Raw genomic sequence first — 19,773 nt, 5'->3', positions numbered from 1 at the left:
ATGGCGCTAATTGAAACTAAATATTCTTCAGTTGAGCTTTTGAATCAAGATTTTTCAAGTCAAATCGCAGATATCTTGAAACAAGGAATAGCAAAAAACGGTCGAGCTAGTTTAGCCGTTTCAGGTGGACGTACTCCGGCTGCGATGTTTAATCAGCTTTCTAAGCAAGACTTAGAATGGGAAAAGGTAGACGTAACCTTAGTTGATGAACGCTGGGTGGACGAAAGCGATCCGGCGAGCAATGCTGCAATGGTGAAGCGTGAACTATTGATCAATAAAGCCGCAGTGGCGAATTTTTTTGGATTAAAAACATCAGAGGCCGATGCCTGTGATGCCGTGTCTTCTTTGAATACGAATTTAAGCAAGATAAAAACGCCTTTTGATGCGTTAATTCTTGGCATGGGTGAAGATGGTCACACCGCTTCACTTTTTCCCTGTTCTGAACAATTGGAACAAGGCTTAAATACCAATTTAGATAGCGATTATATTGCGGTTACTCCTACCACTGCGCCAAATCAAAGAATGTCACTAACATTAAAAAGTATACTCAACAGTGAAAATATCTTTTTACATTTAGTGGGTGAATCTAAAAAACGTATTATCGACATTGCTCAGCAAAGTGATGACGCCTTGGAAATGCCTATTCGAGCCGTCTTTAATAATACCGATGTAAAACTTATTTGGGCTGCTTAGGAGAACATATGAATTCTGTGATTCAAGAAGTAACCGAGCGGATTATCGAACGAAGTCGACAATCCAGACAAAATTATCTAGACAAAATTGAAAGCGCACGCTTGCAAGGGCCACATCGTGGTGTTTTATCTTGTGGCAACTTAGCCCATGGTTTTGCTGCCTGTAATACAGAAGATAAAGCTGATTTAACTAGCTTAACTAAATCAAATATTGCCATTGTATCGTCATACAATGACATGCTTTCTGCACACCAACCTTATGAAGCTTATCCGCAAATACTAAAAGATGCTATTCGTGATATCGGTAGTGTTGCCCAGTTTGCCGGTGGTGTTCCGGCTATGTGTGATGGGGTTACTCAAGGTAATCCTGGCATGGATCTGAGCTTGATGAGTCGTGATGTCATTGCTCTTTCTACCGCAGTCGGGCTGTCGCATAATATGTTCGATGGCGCATTGATGCTGGGCATTTGTGACAAAATCGTCCCAGGATTATTAATGGGCGCTTTGAGTTTCGGACATTTACCAACAGTTTTTGTACCTGCGGGTCCAATGCCTTCTGGTTTACCTAATAAAGAAAAAGCGCGCGTACGCCAAATGTTCGCTCAAGGTAAAGTAGGGCGCAAAGAGTTACTTGAATCAGAATCGAAAAGTTATCACTCAGCGGGTACGTGTACCTTTTATGGTACCGCTAACAGTAACCAATTAGTGGTTGAGGTGATGGGACTGCATTTGCCAGGCTCTTCTTTTGTTAATCCAGGTACGGATTTACGGGATGAATTAACTAAAGCCGCTGCCCGTCAAGTGACTCGATTGACCGATTTAGGTGATAATTATACGCCTATTGGTCATATTGTGGATGCCAAAGCATTAGTCAATGGCTTAGTCGCATTACTTGCAACAGGTGGCTCAACTAACCACACCATGCATTTAGTTGCAGTCGCACGCTCTGCGGGATATGAGATAAATTGGGATGACTTTTCTGACATTTCCAATGCAGTACCTTTGTTAACACGGATTTATCCGAACGGTTCTGCTGATATTAACCACTTTACTGCCGCTGGCGGTATGGCAGTTTTGTTTAAAGAATTGCTAAGCGCCGGTTTATTGCATAACGATGTGAAAACCATTTGTGGCGAAGGGTTAGAACAATATACCAAAGAACCTACATTGAAAGATGGTGAGTTGACTTGGCAAGATGGTCCGGCTGAGTCATTTGATCCTGAAGTGATCTCATCTGTTGCCAAACCATTTAAACCCGATGGCGGTTTATCTGTTTTGCATGGCAATTTGGGCCGTGCGGTGATGAAAACTTCGGCATTACGTGAACCTCATTGCAAAATTAAAGCTCCGGCAGTGGTATTTGAAGACCAGTTCGAATTGGCCGATGCCTTCAAGGCCGGTGATTTAGATAAAGATTGTATTGTTGTCGTTCGTTTCCAAGGTCCGGCAGCGATTGGTATGCCTGAACTGCATAGTTTAACGCCGCCTCTTGGTGTGTTGCAGGACAAAGGCTTTAAAGTTGCTTTAGTCACCGATGGTCGTATGTCTGGTGCATCTGGAAAAGTACCAGCTGCTATCCATGTGACCCCTGAAGCCTATCACGGTGGTTTGTTAGCCAAAGTCGAAAGTGGCGATTTAATCGAGCTCAACACTGAGACCGGTGAGATGTGTTTATTGGTTAGCACTGAAGAATTGGCGAAACGAAAAACTAAAGTGGCACAAACTGACAAACACCAAATTGGTATGGGCCGTGAAATGTTTGCTTCTATGCGCAACTCTCTAACGGGTGCAGAGCAGGGCGCATGTTCTCTATTTGCTGGATCAGGTAATCAACATGACCTCTAAATTCGTAGCCGATGTCGGTGGGACAAATATTCGTATTTGCCAAGTTGAAGGACATAACTTAATCAATATCAAAAAATATTTATGTGTTGATTTTCCTACGATTGAAGATGCGATTAAACATTACTTTAGCGAATTTCCAGAGGTTAAGTTTAGTTTTGGGTGTATCGCAATAGCGTGCCCGGTAATCGGTGATTGGGTAAAAATGACCAATCACACATGGGAGTTTTCCATTGACCAGCTAACCAAAGGTTTATCTTTGGATTGGCTGGGGGTTATTAATGACTTCACTTCTGTGGCGCATTCATTGCCAGTGTTAAAGGATGATCAAAAAGTTCAAATTGGCGCTGGTGCGCCAAAATTGAATGCCAATATTGCTGTTTTTGGACCAGGTACGGGTTTAGGTGTAGAACACCTCACTTTTACGGATAAAGGTTGGAAAGCACTAGATGGCGAAGGCGGACATGTTGATTTTGCCGCAAATGACGAGAATGAATTCGCTATTTGGCGCTACCTTAAAAAGAAATTAGGGCATGTGTCTGCTGAAGAGGTTTTATCAGGCCGTGGCATCGTACATATCTATGAAGGGTTGGCAGAGAAACATCAGCAAGCAGCTATTTTTGCTGATCCAGCCCAAATTACTGAAAAAGCGCTATCTGAAGAATGTGAAATCTGCGTAGAAACATTGCAGCAGTTTTGCAAAATTATGGGTAGTTTTGCAGGTAACTTAGCGCTTAATTTAGCAACCTATGGCGGCGTATATATCGGTGGTGGTATTGCTTCACGTTTTGTTGACTTTATTAAAAGTAGTAAGTTTCGTGCTCGTTTTGAAGACAAGGGACGATTTAGACATTATGTCTCTAACATCCCAACCTACATCATTACAGAACCTGATCATGGTTTACTGGGCGCAGCTGCCTATTTACAACAGAATCATAAGGAGTAAGCAATATGTCATTTAATTGGAAAATGAGTTCGCAAGAAGTTTTTAGTCAGGGGCCAGTCGTACCTGTATTAGTTATCAAAAATATTGAACATGCAGTACCTGTTGCAAAAGCTTTAATAAAAGGCGGCATTAAAGTACTTGAAGTGACATTACGCACTGAAATCGCTCTTGATGTGATCAAAAAAATCGCCACTGAAGTTCCTGAAGCTATTATTGGTGCTGGTACAGTGACTAACGAAGCGCAGTTAAAGCAAGTTGAAGAAGCAGGCGCTATTTTTGCAATTAGCCCAGGGATGACTACCAGCTTATTGGAAGCAGGCAAACGTTGTTCAATATCTCTAATCCCAGGTATAGCTTCAATATCTGAGCTGATGACTGGATTGGATATCGGTTACACACACTTTAAGTTTTTCCCTGCAGAAGCTTCAGGTGGTATAAAAGCGCTGAAATCTATTGGCGGTCCTTTCCCTGATATCACGTTTTGTCCAACAGGTGGAATCGGTCCGAATAATTATTTAGATTACTTGGCTTTGCCAAACGTTCAGTGTGCAGGCGGTTCTTGGTTGGTGCCAGACGATGCGGTTGAAGCGGGTGATTGGGATCGTATCACTGAGCTTGCTAAAGCGGCGGTTGAAGGTGCTAAAACACTTTCTAAGTAGTTTTTTTAGCCGCTGAAATAAAAAAGCTTGTATTTATTACAAGCTTTTTTTGTTGGTGAGACAGATGTGTTTAAACCTTTTTTTGAAAGCTCTATTGTCACCGGTTTAGTCTAAAAAACCTTAAGCATTGTCAAATATTTCAGGGTGTAATCTCAATCGTTTTTGAATAACACTCAATCTGAACCCCAACATAATAGCGGCACTTGTTAACCCGCAAATAAAACCGATCCAGAATCCAGATGCACCTAAAGCAGGTACAATAAAATCGGTTAGCGCTAGAATTATTCCGGTTGGCAAACCCACGCCCCAATATGCAAAAAAGCAAATAATGAACATCGCAGTTGTATCTTTGTATCCCCGTAATGCACCTGCGGATATTGCTTGAACAGAATCGGAAAGCTGAAACATTGCAGCTAGGGTCATTAGGCTCATGGCCAGCTCAATCACTTGCCGATTTTCAGTGTAAAGCATGGAAATTTGTTGTTTAGCGACTATGGTTATGATTGCTGTAAAACACGCAATAAAAAGGCCTAAAAGGATTGCCGTTTTGGTTGCCAATGCTGCGCCAACCTGATCTTGTTTACCCCAAAAATGACCTACACGTATAGTTGTTGCCATCCCTAAACTCAGTGGAAACATAAACATGGTCGCTGAAAAGTTGAGGGCGATCTGGTGCGATGCAACGGTTAATGGTCCAAGTGGTGACAATAGCAGTGCAACCACACCAAATAAGGTCACTTCAAAAAGTAAGGTCAACGCAATCGGAAGTCCCAACTTTAAAGTAATGTAAATTTGTCTAATATCGGGTTTTGACCAGTTCTGAAATAAATTGCTGTTAATACGCTTAGACAAATGGATATAGAGTGCGGTACCAATAAACATCGCAAAAAATACTAAGCTTGTTGCCAAACCACATCCAACACCACCCATAGCCGGCAAACCAAATTTACCGTATATCAATATATAGTTTGCTGGAATATTGATGATTAACCCTAATCCCATGATTAACATAGTCGGTTTAGTAAATGACAAACCTTCGCAATAATTACGCAAAATTTGATATCCAGCAAACGCTGGGGCTGATACAACAATGTACTTCATGTAATCAGTAGTGATATCGCGTAATTTGTCTTCGATGTCCATCAACGAAAACCAGTATTCAATAAAAAATACTGAGAGAGCGATACAGATCGATACTGGAATAATCAAATAAAACGCTTGGTGAACCTTTTGCGCTGCTTTTTCCGATTCGCCAGCTCCGTGCAGTTTCGAGACGATTGGCGGAATGGCCATCGCTAGACCTTGTACAAAGCACAAGATGGGAATGGTAATGCTGAACCCAATTGCCACTGCTGCCATATCGGTTGCTGAATAGCGGCCTGCCATGATGGTATCGGACACACCCATTAAGGTTTGGGTAATTTGAGCAATAAGCAGCGGCCAAGCAAGGTTTACTAGCTGCTTTAATTCGGTTTTTAAATTAGTCAAAATAATTCAATCTTAATTTTTGCGCCTGTCGGCAAGTTAGTCTGTTCTTTTTCCAGGAGAATATAACAATTTGCGGATGCTATGGATGACATGATGCCAGAGCCTTGACTACCATTAGGTTTTACCCAATATTCTCCGTGTTCGTCTTGGTATGCTATGCCTCTTTGAAAATCAGCACGCCCAGCTCGCTTAAAAATAGGAGCAGCGCAGGTAGCGTTAATCGTAAACTGGTTAACGCTTTTGCGTCCCATAAGTTTATGTAATAGGGGCGTTACTAGTTTTTCAAAGGTGACATAAGAGGAAACGGGATTTCCAGGTAAACCACAAAATATGGCATCATTAACCATACCAAACGCAAAAGGTTTTCCTGGTTTAATCGCGACTTTCCAAAAATCGATGCGTCCTACTTTTTCTAATACTTGCTTAACATAATCAGCATCGCCTACGGAAACCCCGCCACAGGATAAAATTAGATCCGCCTTACGACTGGCATCTAATAAAACGTCTGCAATTTTATCGGGATCATCTTCTATGATGCCATAATGAATGATATCTACATTCATTTGCTGCAATAAACCCTGTAATGCGAATCTATTACTTTCGTATATTTGACCATTTTTCAACTTATCGCCAGGCACCACTAATTCATCCCCCGTTGCGATAATTGCCACTCTAGGTTTGCGCAATACAGTTACTGAAGGTTCTCCAATCGAGGCTAATAATGCCATATGTGCAGGCGTGAGTTTTTCTCCCGCTGCGATAACTTGCTGTCCTAATTGGATGTCTTCACCGGCAAGGCGAACACTGTTACCTGCCTTTGTAGCTTGATTCAAAACGATGTTATTTTCGTGTATCGCTACGTTTTCTTGCATCATGACGGTATTAGTACCGGCGGGCAGGATTGCGCCTGTGGTTATTCTGATGCAGTGTCCCGCTTTTACCTCATCATCAAAGGGCTGCCCAGCTAAAGCTTGTCCTTGAATGGTTAATGTGGTGCCTTGGGGTAAATCGTGGTCAACCTGAAACGCAAACCCATCCATTGCTGAGTTATTTTTTGGCGGCACTTGCAGTTTTGCAAAAACAGCCTCTGCGGTGATTCGGTTCAATGCACCTATGATTGAAATAGTTTCCTGCTCTACTAAGGTATCGCATTGCTGCAACATTTTATCTAGTGCATTTTCAATTGGCATTAAGTTCGGCATGGTGGAGTCACTATTTTTCATTCAAATTAACACTAAAGCTGGAAGTAAAGGAGGGCGCTAATATAACGTGATTTTAATGGGTTACCAAATCAAAATAATCAAAACTTTGACTATGATTGTATATAGAAAAGAGGTAGTTAGCGCATTGTGATTATACTAACTACCTAGAAACGAAATTAGTATTTTTCGATGCTGTAGCCTTTTTCTTGCATTAATTTAAGTACGCTTTGCTCACCCGCTAAATGTAATGCCCCAACTAAAATTAATTCGTTTTGTTGGTTGTCAAAAAGTTGTTCAATCTTAGGTAGCCAGTTTTTATTACGCTGAACTAATAATTGATCATATATTTCTGGATAATCACGCTGCATTTCATCAATACCTATTTCTGCTAATTTGTCTAAATCACCGGCACGCCAGGCATTAATCAGTTTTGGCATCATTTCTTTTATTTTTGCTACATCTTTAAGGCTATAGGCAATCATGGCGTCTTCTTCCCCTTTACCCATGTCTGCCAGCATAGCCATTTGTTCTTCAGGTTCTTCAAACCATTTTGCTTGTTTTTGATCGCCCATACCCTTGGTAGAGTAATATACATCTACGCCAGCACTGCTTACCCCCATCATTTGCAGTTCAATCATCGACAAAGTGACGGATAAAAAGCTTGGTTTTAGCATAGAAAATTGTTGCAAAGAGAGATTACGTTGTTGTAAATGAGTTTCAAGATCTTGGTAGGTTTGCTCTGACAAAAAGTCTTTAATGGTCTTACCATCTTGCAATAAAATATACTGTAATGATTGCTGTTGGAATTCGGGACTATTCATTCTGACGATATCGGATTCAAATACTAGCGTATCTGAAGCTTGATAAGCTTTTTCAAACTCTTCAGGCAAAGGATAATCTGTTGCACTTAATACATGGATTGTGCCACCGATAATTACAAAGTCATCTCCTTTACTTATTTTCCATACGGGTGCGGCTTGCGCATAAAAAGATTGCAAAACCATAAATAATGAAATGAATAAAATTTTGTACATGCTGTAAATTCCTTGACGTATTGCTTACTAATTATCCAAATAAAAGAGGGAGTACTTTAGGTTAATCGTGACAGAACAATTGATGTTGTTTACTTGACCATTTCGTTCAATTAAACGTCGATAATACTTTTATATGATGTCTGAACCTATTGATAACATATTTTAATTATTAAAAATATGCCTAATTAGGTTATGGGTGGGGAAATAATATAGGCAATTGCGTTAGCGGGAAAAACAAAAAACAACACCCACTCAATGTAGGTGTTGTTTGAATGTTGAACGACTATTCGAAACCTTAGTGTTCGGCTAACTCACTAGGGGTTAGGTAACCATCTTTGTTCATATCTAATTCTGCAAAAACGGCTGACAACGCTGGATCGCTTGCCGCTTCTTCTACACTTATACGACCATCTGCATCTGTATCTAAAATTGATATTTTGTCTTCTTGTGCATAAACAGAACTACTGGCTAAAACGAACGCGCTGATAAGGATAGCTTTTTTCATCTTCATATCTCCACTTGATTTAGATTTTCGTGTTTCGGATTAATACAGGCACTACTCAAATTGCCTCTTAACAAAACAACAATAACGTTTGTTGTATAAGTGGGGTATTACACTTACCGTGCCAGAATGGAGATGTCTTTTAATATCATATGGTTATGATTAATTTTTGTGGGGAGGGTTGAAATGCTGTGAGAAAAGCATGTAAATAACATGTTAATGTGTGTATGTTCGGTCACACTAATCGAAGGGGTAAAATATTTATCAAATAAATCATGGAGATAGGGTGGTGCAAAAAAGTGACAGCAAACTATCCCCATGACTTATAACATAGACTTTACATACTGCGAGTGTTACTTATCCAAACCGTTTGATACGGTGATAAAATAAAATCAGAATGATCTAAAATGATTTCATTTCCAGTGATGAGATCCCACCAACAGTCTGTTCCAATTAAGTTAATATCCGACATAACAACAGTTTGCTGTGTATCTGTGATATTGCTTATACAGAATATGCTTTGTCTTCTATCGATACTTTGTCGCCAAAAGCCAAATAATTTAGTCCCTAACTGCAAGGTAAATTGTGTGGCGTTGGGATGAAATGCCTTTTGATTAATTCGAATTGACAGTAAATGATTCATCCGTTGAAGTGCTATGGCATGCTGGCTGTCTTTATTACTCAGTTGATCTTCAAGTTCCGACATATCCCAGCGCCTACGGTTAATGGAGCGATTCTGGCTGGTATTAGTGACCCTTTCATAATCATTCCCGGTGGCCAGTAAACTATGCACATACAACCCAGGTATGCCTTCAAGTGCAAACATAATTTCGTGAGCACAAATGAATCTTTCCATACCTAAATTATCAGGTCCTTTAGTGGTTCCTTTTAACGCATCGAATAAAGCGATATTAATTTCGTAGGGTTTTTGCTTGCCACCGGGTAGGGTACGCCAAGACACCATCCCGCCAAAACTCTGCATAGTGTTAACCAAGGTATTGATTTCTTTTTCATCGAGTAAACCCTCTGCTGGGCGCAGACCTATGCCGTCATGGGAGGCAATAAAGTTAAAATAGGTCGTCCCGTTTTGTGCAGGGGGCATGCTCATTTGCCAGTTCTTTAAATAAGTACAGTCTCCGGTAACCAATGTGTTGACCAACAGCGGTGGCAATGAAAAGTTGTACACCGCATGGGCTTCGTTAGCATTACCAAAATATGTGAGGTTTTCACGATTAGGAATGTTAGTTTCGGTAATAATAATACTGTCGTTTTGCGCATATTCGATTAATGTTCGAAGTAAGCGAATAACTTCATGGGTTTTTTCCAAATTGATGCAGGTAGTGCCTGATTTCTTCCAAAGAAAAGCAACCGCATCTAACCTGAAAATTCTGACACCATGATCCAAGTATTGACGGATTATTGAAACAAAGGCCTCCAAAACCTTAGGATTTTGAAAGTCAAAGTCCACCTGATCATGACTAAAAGTGCACCACACTTTTTTAATTCCGTTCTCGGTTTTGGTTTCCCGTAACAATTCCGATGTGCGCGGTCTTACCACGTTAGAGATATCGTAATCGTCATCAACAGTGAAGAAAAAATCACTGCCAGTGCCTTCACATTTAATAAAATTATCAAACCATACGCTGCGCGAAGAGCAGTGATTAATGACCAAGTCGGACATTAAGCGATAATTGCTGGAAATTGACTTAACGTCTAACCAATTACCCAGAGATTCATTCACACTCGAGTAGTCAATCACCGCGAAGCCATCATCTGAACTATAAGGAAAAAATGGCAATATATGCACCGCATTAATTGTATCTTTCACATATTTGTTCAAAAACTGGTGTAACGTTACCAATGGATTCTGCGTTTCTGACTCTATGCTATCCCCATAGGTAATTAATATAATGTCCTGTTCGTTCCAATGATTTTGATGAGGCACTGGAACCTGTCTATCGCTTACCTCATCTAATCTCATTGTAGTGATAAGAGACTTTGCGATTTCCTCACTACTTTGAGGAATATCAACCCCTTGATAAATGACATCTAAGTGATGTTGTACTTTTTCACACAGCCAGGTATAAGCTTCAGACATTTATGTATCCCCTTACTGTTAATATCGAAACTCTTCGTAGTCCATTTCAACTGCATCTTTGATGCGCTCAAGTATATCTGGAACAGCACTAATAACTCGGTTCCAACTCGGTATGAAGGGGGTTTCCATTGGGTTTTCAAGGAAACTTTGACCTGCTTTCATAATGTTTTCAGCAAACATTTCTACCGCTTTTTCTTCTCTATGGATGTCTAGTTCTAAACCATTCATTACCGCATCGTTGTGGTATGTTTCAACAAAATCTAAAGCAATACGAAAATAGGTCGCTTTGAGTGTACGGAAGGACTCATTGGTGAATGTAAACCCTTGCGTTGCCAACTTACGAAATAGTGCTTTGGTAATGTCTATGGACATTTTAGACAAGCCACCTTGATCGTTATGTAAGGATAGATCTTGGTGTTTGTGGTCATAAGTTTCAGCAATGTCTACCTGACACAAACGATTATGGGAGTAGTTTCGGTGCATTTCGGACAACACGCCTATTTCTAATCCCCAATCGCTAGGAATACGAATATCATTTAACACATCACGTCTGAATGAAAATTCGCCCGCCAATGGATATCTAAAACTGTCCATGAATTCTAAGTATTCGTTATTACCTACGGTGCGTTTTAACGCTCGTAACAACGGAGTCACTAATAAGCGGGAAACACGACCGTTAATTTTCCCATCTGCTACACGGGCATAATAACCTTTACAAAATTCATAATTGAACTGTGGATGAGCAACCGGATAAATCAATTTGGCAAGTAAGCTTCGATCATAGGTTAAAATGTCACAATCGTGCAGCGCGATGGATTCTGCCCGTCCTGTGGCAAGAATATAGCCCATGCAATACCAAACATTGCGGCCTTTACCCATTTCTTTTGGCGCTAAGCCCATGTCGGCTAATTCTTTATCAATGGCTTTTAAACGCGGGCCATCATTCCACAAAATACGATGGTGTTGCGGAAGTTTGTCAAAAAACTTAATAGCGTGCTGATATTGTTCTTTTGAAGCTCTGTCCAAACCAATTACAATTTCATTTAAATAAGGAACTTTGCAAATATGATTGATGATTTCAGGCATTGCTTCGCCCTCAAGTTCAGAAAACAAACTTGGCAATAGCAGCCCTAAAGGACGTTTTTTAGAAAAGGCCAACAATTCAGATTCCATTTCATCAATGGGACGTTTTGAAAGTTGGTGTAATGTTGTGGTTATTCCGTTTTGGTAAAAATCAGCCATTTTCTGGCTCCTTTAACGTTAAATTTAATATTTTTTGAAGACATTCAGTCCAACCCTCAGGTCCTTCGAGTTGGCTATCAAACACATTTTCTGTACGTTGTAATTGCGGGTAGTCGTTAACGGGAGACTTGATGCGCACTGCAATGTCTGCAGCATCAAGCATAGCAGCATCATTTTGACCGTCTCCTAATGCAATTGAAACCCAGTTTATCTCTGGATATTGGCGTTGTAATTCACCGACAAACCAATTTAACGCTGCACCTTTATCTGTTTCTCCTGAAATATGAATAAAGCGTCCGCCTATCAGGGTTTTAGCCCCCAATTGTGTGACGCACTTGATAAATTCTTTCTTTTGTTGTTCGCTTCCAAGCCATAATACTGGTTCACCGTATAACCTATTTGCAGCCCGTTTTGCTTGTTCCGGTTCTAATCCAGTAGCATCACATATCTCGGAAAGTGTCATTTTTGAAAAGTGGGTAAATTGACCGGCAAAATCACTTTCAATTTTCTTTAGTAAACTTAACCAATAACTTTTCTTGGAGGTGAAATTGCGAACCCAATTTTTACCAACCCATTGGGTATGTGCGGGTTTTTTCTTGAAGAAACCATGTGGGATATGGATTGCCGCGCCATTTTCCACAATGAACGGACCTTGTAAGTCTAATTGCTCGGTCAATTCCTGCATTTCATCATAGGTTTTACTGGTATTCGGAATAACTGGAATATTATTTTTTTTCAAAAAAGCGAGCATCTTTTTTGCGGCTTCGTGGCTGTAAGAATGATGATCCAGTAATGTGCCATCCATATCGGTAAAAATGACAAACTGGTCGCTCATTTTATCCCCTTTACGTTGATAATTTTTCGATGTTTATCTAATTCAAATACGACATCACAGGTTTCACTAAGAGTAGCCAAACTCTGATCCGTTAGTCTTTGATAGTGCTGAATAAATCGTTTAATTTCGTTTGCTGACATAATCCCACTGTTAGCTTCAGAATTCGAAGCAGTTGCCAATTTTTGGATAAGTTTTTGTTCTTGCTGCAAGCGCCAATCAAATACACATTCAAAAGAAGGTGCTTTTAACATTACCCAAAAATCCATTAATTGATATAAGTTTTGATATTCAGTTTGCAGTTGTTGATTAACAAAAGTGCGCCAAACGCTATTGCTGTCTTCTTCAGACTCTAAGGTGTTTACCGGAACTGACAGCTGCTCGTTGGTTTGCGCAGTGACTCCCCAGCACCAACCTTCCATCAATATAATATCCACAGGCTCTTCGATGATAGGCCAATCTTCCGTTGGGAAAGGGTCGTCTGTTGCTTTATTAAACCGTGGAATGGCAAACCCAGTTTTGCGTTCCTTTAAACTGAGCAATACTTGTTTTAATAACGCTGTATCGTGGGTCCCTGGTACGCCACGGGTCGCTAATAAAGGATGTATATTTTGCGCTAACTGTTGTCGATAATCTTTTGAAAAATAAAAGTCATCGAGTGAAAGGTTTATCACGCGCAGTTGTTTTATTTCTACTAAATAGGTGAGTACCAGTTCTGTTAGGGTGGATTTACCAGAACCTTGGCAACCATTAATACCAACAAAAATCGGCCCTTCTGCACCGTCATGGTGCATTTTTAGTTTTTCAGCTAAAGGGATGAACCATGTTAGCGCAACGTCGCCAAAGTTCGCATCGAGTTGGTGTTTTTCGATAAAGGCTTCAAGTAGCCTTTTAGATTCTGGGGTTACCTTCAAAATTAGCCTTTATAGAGTAAATAATTAATTGGAATTTTCATTATCATCAAATAGAACTTACAACAAACGTGCCAATATGGTGCTAATTTTATTTATACAATTGTGCAAAATAAGATTCATTGATTTCAAATAAGCTCGATTATCTTCATCAACAATAAACAATTTGCGTTGCACCTCAATAGTGAGGTTAAATGCCATTATCAACAATGCTATACTAACGCTCAGTAAGATCTTAATATAGTAAGTGATAGTAAAAATGAAACTCCGAGCCTCTATTACTAAGTATTGAAATACAATATAGGTAGTTTTGGCCGCAACTATAATGGGTTGCCAGGGTAAATTGGGAAACTAGTTTGCCTCCCGCTACATGTTCAACAATTTGGTTGTTCGTGACTTTGGAAAGGTGTTTAACGTGTTAAAAGATAAATATGGACGTCGCTTCCATTACTTGCGGCTGTCCGTCACAGATGTTTGTAACTTCAGTTGCGACTATTGCCTTCCTGATGGTTACCAATGCGACTCCGATCGTAATTTTTTAAGTTTGTCTGAAATTCGCCAAATATGTGCTGGTTTTGCAGAGCTAGGAACTAAGAAAATTAGGATAACCGGAGGTGAGCCCTCATTACGCAAAGATCTCCCTGAGATTATACAAATTGCCGCCTCAACACCTGGTATTGAACAGGTTGCAATTACCACCAATGGTTATCGTTTAGAACAGCAAATCGACTCTTGGGTAGATGCGGGTCTGAATTCGCTGAATGTCAGCATAGATAGCCTTGATCCTCGCATGTTCGAAAGTATCACCGGACACGATAAACTCGAAACGATTTTGGCAGGTATCAGTCGTGGTATTGAACGTGGCTTAAAAGTCAAAGTAAATGGCGTGCTAATGCGCCAATATAACGGTAACGAACTCAGTGTATTTTTAAACTGGTTAAAACATACACCTATTACCTTTAGACTTATTGAATTGATGGAGACGGGTGAAAACAAAGATTTTTTCAAATTTAATCATTTGTCTGGTGAGCCAATTCAGCAGTATCTAACTGAAAACGGTTGGAGCCCAGTGATCCAAAATAACACCGCCGGGCCCGCTCAAGAATTTTGGCACCCTGATTATCAGGGTAAAATTGGCCTTATCATGCCTTACAGTAAAGACTTTTGCGCGACCTGTAATCGACTTAGAATAAGTGCAACTGGTAAGTTACACCTATGTCTTTTTGCTGATAAAGGTTTGGATATTCGAGAATATTTACAACAACAAGATACACAGCAATTACAGCGACAATTGCAAAAATTGTTAGGTGATAAAGATGCAACGCATTGGTTAGATCAAGGTTTCACGGGTGCCACTAAACACTTGGCAATGTTAGGCGGTTAAAGATGTTGGCTGAACCAGACTGCTTAAGCAAAACCTTGGGACTGATTTTAGCCGGAGGGCGGTCTAGTCGAATGGGGGTTGATAAGTCCACATTGAATCTGGCTGGCGTGTCTTTTTTACAACTTGCCATCAATCGTTTTGAATCCATCGGGATCAAAAATCAGGTGATTAGTTCTAACACCTTAAAAGGTGCGCTTACCGACAGATTGATTGATAAGGGGCCTTTAGCTGCACTGGATGCGGTATTAAGTCTTCCTGAACATCGATTAGCCAATGTCGACAGCTTATTAGTTGTTCCCATTGATATGCCGGTATTCCCAGCAGATAGTCTAAAGCAACTTGCTTTACAGGGGCGAGAACAGCATTCAGCTTGTTATTTCCAATCTCATCCTATGCCGTTTTTTATCATCTTAGATGATAATTTTAAGCAAACACTCAATGGGCAAATTCAATCCAATGATCGATCTATATTTTCGTTGCTGAAAAAACTCGCCGCAACTGAAATTGAATTGTCTGAAGACCAAATTTCACAACATGCTTTTTATAATGTAAATACGCCCGAACAAATGCAAAAAGTGAAACAAATGTTTCCATGCTAGATGGGGTTTAGAACAGTTTTATGGAGGACAAATGCCTGCTACCAGTAAGTTTATAGCACTGAATATCGCAGTGTTAACTGTGTCGGATACCCGAGATGAGGAAACTGACACATCGGGACGTTACCTAGTTGAGGCGGCAAGCAATGCTGGGCATCAAGTGGTGGAGAAGCGAATTTGTAAAGATGATAAATATCAACTGCGTAGTATCGTTTCTAATTGGATCTTAGCGGAAAATGTTCAGGTAGTGATCACCACTGGCGGCACAGGCTTTACACCAAGGGATATGACTCCAGAAGCATTAGAAGTACTATTTGATAAGCAAATCGAAGGGTTCGGCGAGCTATTTCGACATATTTCTTATCAACAAATTGGTACTTCTACTGTGCAATCCAGAGCGCTGGCAGGAATGGCAAACGGCACAGCTATATTTTGTTTACCTGGTTCAACTGGTGCATGTAAAACCGGCTGGCAAGATATATTACTGGAACAATTAGATAGTCGTCATAAACCTTGTAATTTTGTGGTTCACCTAAAAAACCTCAATATTGAGCAATGCGAAAGTAGGGGATAAGGTGAGTAATCAGTCAACAGAAAGTGGAAAAAGCCTAAGCCATATCGATCACAAAGGTCGGGCAAATATGGTGGATGTAACCGACAAAGCCGTCACACAAAGAACAGCCAGTGCGTCTGGATTTGTGCAAATGCAGGCTGATACATTAACTATGATCGCAAATGGACAACACGCAAAAGGTGATGTTTTTGCGGTGGCTCGCATTGCAGGTATACAAGCCGCGAAAAAATGCGCTGATCTAATTCCGCTGTGCCACCCATTAATGCTATCTAAAGTACAAGTGGATTTTAATGTTGATACAACAACAAATCGCGTAAATATTTTGGCTACCTGCAAACTGGCGGGGCAAACTGGCGTTGAAATGGAAGCGCTGACGGCTGTTTCTGTCGCTGCATTGACGCTTTTTGATATGTGCAAAGCGGTTGATCCGCATATGTTAATTGGCGATATTAAAGTTGAGCAAAAAAGTGGTGGAAAGACAGGCAATTGGCACCGCAGCGAATCTCAATCGTGTTAAAGAGGGTTTGATGAAAATACTGTTTTTTGGTCAACTGAGAGAACAACTGGGTGTTGCAGAATTATTGTTAAGCGAAACCCCCGATACTGTGCATGCTTTGCGTGATGTTTTGGCTTCTAAGGGCGAACTTTGGCAACAGTATCTATCAAGCGGTAATATTTTGGTTGCGGTTAACCAGACCATAAGTGACTTTGATACTGTTTTACAAGCAGATGACGAAGTGGCGTTTTTCCCTCCGGTCACTGGAGGCTAATAATGTTTAAAGCAAGCCAGTTAATTAACATTCTCGTACAGCTGCAAGATTTTGAGCATGCTGAAGAATATCAACGACTAAAAAATCATGGTACTCAATATGGTGCCATTGTTACCTTCACTGGTTTAGTTCGGGATATGAATTTAGGTGCAAATGTCAAGGGATTATTCCTCGAACATTATCCTGGAATGACGGAGAAAGTACTCGAAGATTTGGTTCTACAAGCGACCCAAAAGTGGTCATTAGGCGCAATCACTATCATTCATCGAATTGGGCAGTTAGATGTCAATCAACAGATTGTGTTTGTCGGAGTGAGTGCTAAACATAGAAAAGAGGCGTTTGAGGCTTGCCAGTTTTTAATGGATTTTTTAAAAACCCAAGCGCCCTTTTGGAAAAAGGAACTTAGGGACGATGCTGAGTATTGGATTGAAAAAAGACAATCTGATGATCTTGCTGTAAAAAAATGGAGCAAGTGATAGGCTTCGACTTTCACTATCCCATAAACTCTTCCTAGACCTAAATAACCGCTAATTTGGCCTTAATTGTAGCCTCATTGGCTATTTATATTGCCGTTTATAGGCGCGTTTTATCCGCAACAAATCATGTGTAAATTAACAAATTTTCTAATTTCATTAACAACTTAGCTTGCCAAGTTAAGAAAATACTATCAACATGGTACAACTGAACAAAATAGTTAATCTAATTAAATGATTTGTTTTATAAAAAAGAGTAAAAGGAACCTCTAATGAAAAGTCTAGTTACTGATTTACCCAGCAAATTTTCCATTTGTCAAAAAGGCCTGATTACCAGTATCGCATTAGCTTTGTCTTCCAACAGTATCGCTCAACAAACACCGCAAGCGGATACTGACAATGAAGAAGAATATGAAGTCGTTGTTGTTACCGCCCAAAAAAGAACCCAACAATTATCTGAAGTCCCCATCGCAATTTCGTCTTTCAGTGCGTCCAGTATTGAGCAAACTGGGATTACCCAATTAACTGAACTTGCTGATTTCATTCCTAATTTATCCATTACTCGCACCACTGACTTTACCTCGGCCATTACGATTCGTGGGGTAGGGGCGAACAGCCGAAATATCGGTTTTGACACGCGAGTAGGGGTTTATTTGGACGGCGTATATCTTGGTCAGTCTCCAGCTCTAAACCAAGAGTTACTTGATTTAGAACGAGTAGAAGTATTACGCGGACCACAAGGTACCCTGTTTGGTAAAAACACGGTAGCTGGTGCAATTAATTTAATATCCAAAAAGCCGTCTGACGAGCTCGAAGGAAAATTGAGTGCTTCTATAGGTAACATGGGCGCTCGGGAAATTCAGGGCCAGATTAACGTACCCATTTCGGATACCAGTGCGGCTAAATTTTCGGTTACTAAGTTGGATCGTGATGGGTATATCAAAAACCTTACGACAGGCAACGATTTAAACGAGCGTGATGCCTTAGCTTATCGCGGTCAGTTTCGCTCACAACTATCTGACAAGTTAGAGCTTAACTTTAGCGTAGATGGACTGAACACCGAACGCCTATCATTTTTAGGGGAAGCGATTTCCGATACCCTAAGCACTATGCTGGATTTGGCTGCTCCTGAGAAAGATGAAGTCGCCACCACTATAGATACCTTTGAGAAGCGCGATATAGTCGGCGGATCATTAGACTTGTCTTATTCTATGGACAATGGCTACGACATAAAATCAATTACAGCATATCGTGATACCGATATTTTTTATCGTAATGATTCGGATTATGCAGCGGCTGATTTATTGGTGATTGAATATTCTGATCAATATGAGCAGTGGTCTCAAGAATTTCAATTCATCTCTCCACAAAATGATTCCGGCCTTGATTACGTCGCTGGATTGTATTTATACCGTCAAGACGCAGATACTCGACGAGATGCAATCAATGGTGTCCATTCATTCTTGTTTGGGAACGTACCAGGTTCAGTAGTAACCAATACTGGCTTTGTGACAACCGACAGTTATGCCGCTTATTTTAACGGTGGTTATGACCTGAGCGAAGACAGCTCGCTAGCTTTGGGATTGCGCTATACGGATGAGACAAAAGATCTTGATTGGTTGCTAGACGGTTCTGCTTCAGGGATTTTTGGTATTGGTAGTACTGACGGTCAACTGGTCGACTCACGTAGCGACAACTATGTATCTTATGCACTGAGCTTTAACCATGCTTTTAATAAAAACCTAAACGGTTATGCTAAATATTCAACTGGCTTTAAAAGCGGTGGTTATAATCTCGACTTCATCACCAATGCCGACCTCGCAGCGGGTATTCAATTTGATAAAGAAACCGTTGGTAGTGCAGAGTTGGGTTTAAAAGGTAACTTTTACCGTAACAGCTTAATTTTAAACTTCGCAGCATTTAGTTCTGAATTTAAAAACTATCAAGTTAATCAATTTATAGACTTGGGTAATGGTGCTTCCTCAATTTCAATCCGTAATGCTGCCAAGGCGAATACCCAAGGTATAGAGCTTGAAATGACTTATAGACCTATTAGCAACCTAGAAATTCAAGCAAGTATGGGATTACTGGACACTGAATTTGATAGCTTTCCCGGTGGCCTAACTGGTGGCGGTAATGCCGAAGGAAAAGATCTAATCAATGCACCAGACAGTAATTTTTCGATTGGTGCTCAGTATATAACTGAAATTAGTTCACTTAACGCTGATTTAACGTTGCGCTTTGATGTTACTCACAGTAGTGGATTTTTTACCACAGTTGATAATGTCAAAACTGCAACGTTGGCCGATGGCACTGTTGTCGATTTTGGCCATGTGAACAGCATCACTCTAGTTAACGCGCGCATAGGTCTACTCGGCACTAACAATGGTTGGGAAGCGTACCTTTGGGGCCGTAACTTAGCTGACGTTCGTGATCCGACTGATAATCGTAAAGACTTTTTCGGTACGGTTACTTCAAATTATCAAGAGCCTCGCACTTACGGTGTAGAAGTGGTTTATAGCTTCTAA

At 40.4% G+C, this 19,773-nt stretch carries 19 protein-coding genes and 1 riboswitch; of the genes, 11 read left to right on the top strand and 8 right to left on the bottom strand.

Going from position 1 to position 19,773, the window contains the following annotated elements; all coding sequences use genetic code 11:
• Genes pgl through ABWV72_RS04555 form a run of 4 tightly spaced genes read left to right on the top strand, consistent with a single transcriptional unit; the run spans position 1 to position 4,139 of the window.
• Positions 1-693: a 6-phosphogluconolactonase gene (gene pgl, locus ABWV72_RS04570; protein ID WP_216047481.1), complete on the top strand. Its 693-nt coding sequence runs from the start codon at positions 1-3 to the stop codon at positions 691-693.
• Between the two features lie 8 nt (positions 694-701).
• Positions 702-2,537 carry a phosphogluconate dehydratase gene (gene edd, locus ABWV72_RS04565; protein ID WP_342804483.1) on the top strand — a complete coding sequence of 612 codons (1,836 nt, stop codon included), beginning with the start codon at positions 702-704 and terminating at the stop codon, positions 2,535-2,537.
• Complete coding sequence (locus ABWV72_RS04560; protein ID WP_216047479.1) at positions 2,527-3,480, top strand: glucokinase; 954 nt, start codon at positions 2,527-2,529, stop codon at positions 3,478-3,480. The genes edd and ABWV72_RS04560 overlap by 11 nt, the downstream gene beginning before the upstream one ends.
• 5 nt (positions 3,481-3,485) lie before the next feature.
• Positions 3,486-4,139: a bifunctional 4-hydroxy-2-oxoglutarate aldolase/2-dehydro-3-deoxy-phosphogluconate aldolase gene (locus ABWV72_RS04555; protein WP_342804482.1), complete on the top strand. Its 654-nt coding sequence runs from the start codon at positions 3,486-3,488 to the stop codon at positions 4,137-4,139.
• Between the two features lie 120 nt (positions 4,140-4,259).
• Here the strand turns inward: ABWV72_RS04555 and ABWV72_RS04550 are convergent, their stop codons facing one another.
• The 8 genes from ABWV72_RS04550 to ABWV72_RS04515 form a co-directional block, all read right to left on the bottom strand.
• On the bottom strand, positions 4,260-5,627 hold the full coding sequence (locus ABWV72_RS04550; protein ID WP_216047477.1) for an MATE family efflux transporter: 1,368 nt from the start codon (positions 5,625-5,627) through the stop codon (positions 4,260-4,262).
• Positions 5,624-6,850 carry a molybdopterin molybdotransferase MoeA gene (moeA, locus tag ABWV72_RS04545; protein WP_353368987.1) on the bottom strand — a complete coding sequence of 409 codons (1,227 nt, stop codon included), beginning with the start codon at positions 6,848-6,850 and terminating at the stop codon, positions 5,624-5,626. Before moeA ends, ABWV72_RS04550 begins: the two co-directional genes overlap by 4 nt.
• A 155-nt stretch (positions 6,851-7,005) precedes the next feature.
• Complete coding sequence (locus tag ABWV72_RS04540) at positions 7,006-7,863, bottom strand: TraB/GumN family protein (protein ID WP_353368985.1); 858 nt, start codon at positions 7,861-7,863, stop codon at positions 7,006-7,008.
• A 295-nt stretch (positions 7,864-8,158) separates the two neighbouring features.
• The gene (locus ABWV72_RS04535) at positions 8,159-8,368 is read right to left on the bottom strand and encodes an EF-hand domain-containing protein (protein ID WP_216047474.1); all 210 of its coding nucleotides are present in this window, start codon (positions 8,366-8,368) and stop codon (positions 8,159-8,161) included.
• Positions 8,369-8,702: 334 nt separating this feature from the next.
• Complete coding sequence (locus tag ABWV72_RS04530) at positions 8,703-10,463, bottom strand: sugar phosphorylase (protein WP_353368983.1); 1,761 nt, start codon at positions 10,461-10,463, stop codon at positions 8,703-8,705.
• An 18-nt stretch (positions 10,464-10,481) separates the two neighbouring features.
• Positions 10,482-11,705 (bottom strand): glycosyltransferase family protein, encoded by a 1,224-nt coding sequence (locus ABWV72_RS04525; RefSeq protein ID WP_342804478.1) that lies wholly within the window; start codon positions 11,703-11,705, stop codon positions 10,482-10,484.
• Positions 11,698-12,540 carry an HAD-IIB family hydrolase gene (locus tag ABWV72_RS04520; protein ID WP_216047471.1) on the bottom strand — a complete coding sequence of 281 codons (843 nt, stop codon included), beginning with the start codon at positions 12,538-12,540 and terminating at the stop codon, positions 11,698-11,700. Before ABWV72_RS04520 ends, ABWV72_RS04525 begins: the two co-directional genes overlap by 8 nt.
• On the bottom strand, positions 12,537-13,451 hold the full coding sequence (locus ABWV72_RS04515; RefSeq protein ID WP_342804477.1) for a kinase: 915 nt from the start codon (positions 13,449-13,451) through the stop codon (positions 12,537-12,539). Before ABWV72_RS04515 ends, ABWV72_RS04520 begins: the two co-directional genes overlap by 4 nt.
• Before the next feature lie 250 nt (positions 13,452-13,701).
• A riboswitch (molybdenum cofactor riboswitch) is annotated at positions 13,702-13,873 on the top strand.
• Here ABWV72_RS04515 and moaA point away from each other — a divergent pair.
• The 7 genes from moaA to ABWV72_RS04480 all read left to right on the top strand — a co-directional run bounded on the left by moaA (position 13,864) and on the right by ABWV72_RS04480 (position 19,773).
• Positions 13,864-14,832 carry a GTP 3',8-cyclase MoaA gene (moaA, locus tag ABWV72_RS04510; protein ID WP_353368980.1) on the top strand — a complete coding sequence of 323 codons (969 nt, stop codon included), beginning with the start codon at positions 13,864-13,866 and terminating at the stop codon, positions 14,830-14,832. It overlaps the preceding riboswitch by 10 nt.
• A 2-nt stretch (positions 14,833-14,834) precedes the next feature.
• Positions 14,835-15,431 (top strand): molybdenum cofactor guanylyltransferase, encoded by a 597-nt coding sequence (gene mobA / locus ABWV72_RS04505; protein WP_353368978.1) that lies wholly within the window; start codon positions 14,835-14,837, stop codon positions 15,429-15,431.
• A gap of 31 nt (positions 15,432-15,462) precedes the next feature.
• A complete protein-coding gene (moaB, locus tag ABWV72_RS04500) occupies positions 15,463-16,002 on the top strand; it encodes a molybdenum cofactor biosynthesis protein B (protein WP_216047467.1) in 540 nt (179 codons plus the stop codon).
• A 1-nt stretch (position 16,003) separates the two neighbouring features.
• Positions 16,004-16,519: a cyclic pyranopterin monophosphate synthase MoaC gene (moaC, locus tag ABWV72_RS04495; RefSeq protein WP_353368976.1), complete on the top strand. Its 516-nt coding sequence runs from the start codon at positions 16,004-16,006 to the stop codon at positions 16,517-16,519.
• 7 nt (positions 16,520-16,526) lie between these two features.
• Entirely contained in the window at positions 16,527-16,772 is a 246-nt protein-coding gene (gene moaD, locus ABWV72_RS04490) for a molybdopterin converting factor subunit 1 (protein WP_216047529.1), read from the top strand.
• 2 nt (positions 16,773-16,774) lie between these two features.
• Positions 16,775-17,248: a molybdopterin synthase catalytic subunit MoaE gene (gene moaE, locus ABWV72_RS04485; RefSeq protein ID WP_353368973.1), complete on the top strand. Its 474-nt coding sequence runs from the start codon at positions 16,775-16,777 to the stop codon at positions 17,246-17,248.
• A gap of 269 nt (positions 17,249-17,517) precedes the next feature.
• Entirely contained in the window at positions 17,518-19,773 is a 2,256-nt protein-coding gene (locus tag ABWV72_RS04480) for a TonB-dependent receptor (RefSeq protein ID WP_216047464.1), read from the top strand.

It is taken from the genome of Aliiglaciecola sp. NS0011-25 (assembly GCF_040370605.1).
GTDB classification, from domain to species: domain Bacteria; phylum Pseudomonadota; class Gammaproteobacteria; order Enterobacterales; family Alteromonadaceae; genus Aliiglaciecola; species Aliiglaciecola lipolytica_A.
This window is presented reverse-complemented; position numbering and strand designations above follow the sequence as displayed.